Genomic DNA, 4828 nt, shown 5'->3' on the forward strand with positions numbered 1-4828 from the left:
CCTTCACACTGATGGCTGCCGTACTGTTTCTTTCCTTCATCTCTATATCCTTTCTGTGTATGCACATCTAAAATTCATTTCACTTTTTCTTTGCGTCAGCGGCCTTTTCCGCCTCCTGCACACTATATTATCATTTTAATGAAACGTAATGTCAACATACGATTTTCACCATTTGTCGCATACATTTTACTGACATTTCCCGACTGTTTTTTCTTATGATTTTTTCTTGAAAAATATCTGTTTTCATAAATTCAGAGCATAGAAAAGCTGATGCCTTATTCTCTGTGCATCAGCTTCTCTTATTGCTTATCAATACGCTTTGTGTCCTATGTATAATCCCGGCAAAGTCCGTCCGATATTACTTTGCAGCGGCCGCTCTCTTCTTCAATTCATGTGGATAATAATGTTCTTTGTCAGGCATAATCACTGTACCCACGCCGATAATACTGAAAATCTCCACCAACAGCGCATGAGCCATCTTTGATCCCAGAATATGCACCCTCGGCACCCCCTGCTCAATCATCTGAAGGGCATAGGTCACTTTCTGAAGCAGTCTGCCCTCAAACTTTCCTGCTACATACATCTTGACCACCTCATCACAGGTCATCTGTGAAATAATATGGCCTTCATCATCTCTGATGCCGTCTTCTTTGCCCAGGAAAAGCACCTTCTCTGCACCGGTTGACACGGCAATTTCCTTCGCAGCCTCTTCCGGCAGAATCGGTGTGTCCTCATTGTCAATATCATTCGGCGTAATAACCGGAATATAATCATTGTCCAGTGTCATATGAATAGTCTGCAGATCGATACCGCAGATACCCACTGCCTTTACCCCGCAGAATTCAATCATCTTGGCAATACGTTTGTTCTCACGGAATTTGTCATGTCCCATCTTGGTATCGTGAACAACAATCGGACGCATACCGATGGATTTCATCAACGCAATGTCACGCATAACTTCCTGTTCTTCCTCATCGGTCAGGATATTGCTGCATCCGAAACTGATAATAATAATCTTCTGGTTAAAATCTCTGATATATGGCAGAGAATCTACTAGAATCTGTGCCTTATCTTCTATTTCATGGTATAAATTATGATCCATTTCTTATCCTCTTTTCATACTTACGGATTCTATGGGCGAATGTTCGCATTAATCTGCTGTGCCTCATTCTCCCTGTCCTGTCCACCAATGCATTCCGGCCGCAGAACATACATTATCATTATACCCATATTTTGTATAAAATTGCAATACAAATACATACCCCTTCCCAAAATTCTGTGGTACAATGTTACTGTTCAGCGCCGGTCATCACCGTTCTGAACTATCCTATTAAAATGATCCAGGAGGATTCCCATGAATATATATGAAGTACAACCGATTTTTAGCCATCCGACACATCCTTTTAAGCTGACCATCGATGCGCCGGGTTCCAAAAGCATTACCAACCGCGCTCTGATGCTGGCTGCCCTTGCCAATGGTGAAACGCTGCTGAAAGGCGCCCTGTTCAGTGACGATTCCAGGCACTTCCTGCAGTGTTTAAAGGATCTTGGTTTTGATGTCGTGGTTGATGAACCGGCCCATACCGTTCGCGTCACAGGTCTTGGCGGCCGCATCCCGAAAGAAACAGCCGCTATCAATGTTGGAAGTGCCGGAACCGCTGCCCGTTTCCTGACAGCCATGCTGGGCTGTGCCAAAGGTGTCTGGCATCTGGATGCTTCCGAACAGATGAAGAAGCGTCCCATGGCTGCCCTTTTAAACACTTTAGCAAATCTGGGCTGCCGCATTGACTGTCATGAAAAGGAAGGCTATTTTCCTTTTACCATCTATTCAGAAGGTATCACCGCTTCAGAGGCCACTGTAGATATCGGCGACAGCAGTCAGTTCTTAAGTGCCCTTCTCATGGCCGCTGTGATGATGAATCATGATTTTGCCATTCATATCACCGGCAATCATGGTTTTTCCTATATTCATATGACCACCGCCATGATGCGTCAGTTTGGTGTCGAAATTTCTGTTTCTGACGATCAGACATGGCGAATCCCGGGAAATGCCGCTTATCAGTCACAGGATTATCAGATTGAACCGGATGTATCAGCTGCCGCCTATTTCTACGGCATGGCTGTCCTCTCCGGCGGCAATGTCCTTGTCCGACACGTTCACTTTGATTCCCTGCAGGGAGATGTGGCACTGCTTCGCACCTTCGAGAAAATGGGCTGCAGTGCTGAGGATACACCGGAAGGTATCCGTCTGACCGGTCCTGCACAGGGCAGACTCCACGGCATCGATATCGATATGAGCAGCTTTTCCGACCAGGCTTTGACCATGGCTGCTATTGCGCCATTTGCCGACAGTCCGACTTTTATCCGCGGCATCGGCCATATCCGTCTTCAGGAAAGTGACCGCATGGCTGCGATCGTGGAAAATCTTTCCCGTATGGGTATCCATGCAGCAATTCAAGGCAATGATATCTATATTGAACCCGGCACCCCGCATGCAGCCACCATTGAAACCTATGACGACCACCGTGTGGCCATGGCCTTCTCACTGACGGGACTTCGCACACCGGGTATCATCATCAGTAACCCGCTTTGCTGCCGGAAAACATTTGAAAATTATTTTGACGTACTGGATGCGATCTGTCGAAACTATCTGAAATAATTTTTGCACACATTTATCATCCAACCAAAAAGGAAACGACCAAAATCCGCAGATTCTGATCGCTTCCTTTTATTTCCTTTAACATATTTACTTCGACATAAGACAGATTCACCATACAAAATTGATTTCAAGCCGAAAGACAAACCATTGGCCGGTATGCCGGGCTCTAAACACTTTATTCTACTGTAACAACTTTTGCCAGGTTTCTTGGCTTATCAACATCCAGACCTCTGTCCATGGATACATAATATGCCAGCAGCTGCAATGCTGCCGAGGCAGGGAATGCCATTGCCACATCATCCATGGCAGGAAGCGTGAACACATGTGTATAATCTGCATCTGCCAGATCAATGCCGTCCTTAACCAGTACCACAACACTTGCACCGCGGGACTGAACCTCTCTGATGTTAGAAAGCTCCTTATCGCGGACACGTTCCTGTGTTACAAGGGCAACAACCGGTGTCTTCTCTGTGATCAGTGCAATTGTACCATGCTTTAATTCGCCGGATGCATAAGCTTCTGTATGAATATAAGAAACTTCCTTCAGCTTCAGTGCGCCTTCAAGAAGGATGGCATAATCAAGACCACGGCCCAACATGAAAGCATCTTTGGCTTCCAGAAGGCCTCTGGCAATGTGATGCATCTCTTCTTTTCTGTCCAGTACCTGCTGAATGGCATCCGGAGCCTGCATCAATGCATCAACAAAAGCTTTTTCCTGTTCTTCATTGAATGCACCTCGCACAACAGCCATACGGCCGATTAAGGCAAATAAAGCTGCCATCTGTGTTGTATAAGCCTTTGTACTTGCAACAGCAATCTCAGGACCTGCATAAGTGTACATGACATAATCACTTTCACGGGCGATAGAAGACCCCTTTACATTGATCACTGCAATACTCTTCGCACCCTGGCTTCTTGCATACTTCAGCGCTTCCAGTGTGTCAATGGTTTCACCGGACTGGGAAATTGCCAGAACCAGTGTCTTGTCATCAATGACAGGATCCATATACATAAACTCAGATGCGTATTCCACATCCATATGCATACGAAGGATTGAACGTATCAGAGACTGTGCAACCAGACCGGCATGCATTGCTGTACCGCATGCTACCACGCAGACACGTTCACAGTTCTTCAGAACATCATCCGGCACACCGTCTGCTTCCAGAGAAATGCGTCCATCCACATATCTAGGTGCCAGTGTTGCCTTGATTGCTTCCGGCTGTTCCATGATTTCTTTCTCCATATAGAATGGATAGTTGCCTTTGCCTGCTCTTGTTGTATCCCAGTCAATATCCAGGAATTCTGCCTCGCAAAGTTCATTCTTCATATTATAAACACGGATGTCATCTGTATGCAGTTCAACGACGTGATATTCAGGAACTACCATATAGCTTGTTGCCTGACCGCCAAGAGCAGCCACATCAGATGCCAGCATGGTACCGTCTTCACGATAAGCGGCAACGATTGGGCTGACATTACGGATAGCAAAAATCACATCCGGGATATCATCAAAAATAACCACAAGGGCAAAAGTACCTTTCAGGCATTTCACTGTCTGGAAAAGTGCTTCGTGCGGATCACCTGTATAAAAACGGTTCAATACCGCAGCAACAACTTCACTGTCTGTATCAGAAATCAGTTCATCCGCCAGGCCAAAATGATCCTTCAGCTCTTCATAATTCTCAATAATACCATTGTGAACCAATGTGACACGTCCTGCACGATGCGGATGTGCATTCACATCGCTGACACCGCCATGGGTTGCCCAACGTGTATGACCAATACCGCAAATACCATTCACCGGATTAGCCTTCCATACCTTTTCAAGGTCTGCTACTCTTCCGGCACGCTTACGGATCTGCACTTGGCCGTTTGTCTCATCAACAATTGCCATACCGGCACTGTCATAACCACGATACTCCAGCAGTTCCAATGCATCAAGAATCTGCTTTGCAACACTCTGTTTACCTGTATAACCTACTATTCCACACATAATTTTTCCTCACTATCTATATCTTTACGTATCGGACTGTCTGCACAGTTCCGATACTTCTTATAATCATTTCGTCATTTCATTCTTTAGAATATGGTAACTGTTCAGAGCCAACCTCCAAAATGCTACGCATTTCGTCGGTGTGGCGTATCCGCCAAATAAAATTTCAAAAA

At 45.6% G+C, this 4828-nt stretch carries 3 protein-coding genes; 1 reads left to right on the forward strand and 2 read right to left on the reverse strand.

Going from position 1 to position 4828, the window contains the following annotated elements:
- Nucleotides 1–358: 358 nt before the first annotated feature.
- The gene (locus WMO25_RS15060; protein WP_015513778.1) at nt 359–1102 is read right to left on the reverse strand and encodes an amino acid kinase family protein; all 744 of its coding nucleotides are present in this window, start codon (nt 1100–1102) and stop codon (nt 359–361) included.
- A gap of 252 nt (nt 1103–1354) precedes the next feature.
- On the opposite strand from WMO25_RS15060, the gene aroA reads away from it, so the two are divergent.
- On the forward strand, nt 1355–2659 hold the full coding sequence (aroA, locus tag WMO25_RS15065) for a 3-phosphoshikimate 1-carboxyvinyltransferase (RefSeq protein WP_349085999.1): 1305 nt from the start codon (nt 1355–1357) through the stop codon (nt 2657–2659).
- Between the two features lie 175 nt (nt 2660–2834).
- Here the strand turns inward: aroA and glmS are convergent, their stop codons facing one another.
- On the reverse strand, nt 2835–4655 hold the full coding sequence (gene glmS / locus WMO25_RS15070; RefSeq protein ID WP_015513780.1) for a glutamine--fructose-6-phosphate transaminase (isomerizing): 1821 nt from the start codon (nt 4653–4655) through the stop codon (nt 2835–2837).
- Between the last annotated feature and the right edge of the window lie 173 nt (nt 4656–4828).

Origin of the sequence: Coprococcus intestinihominis (genome assembly GCF_040096555.1) — a bacterium.
Classification (GTDB): Bacteria; Bacillota; Clostridia; order Lachnospirales; family Lachnospiraceae; genus Coprococcus_A; species Coprococcus_A intestinihominis.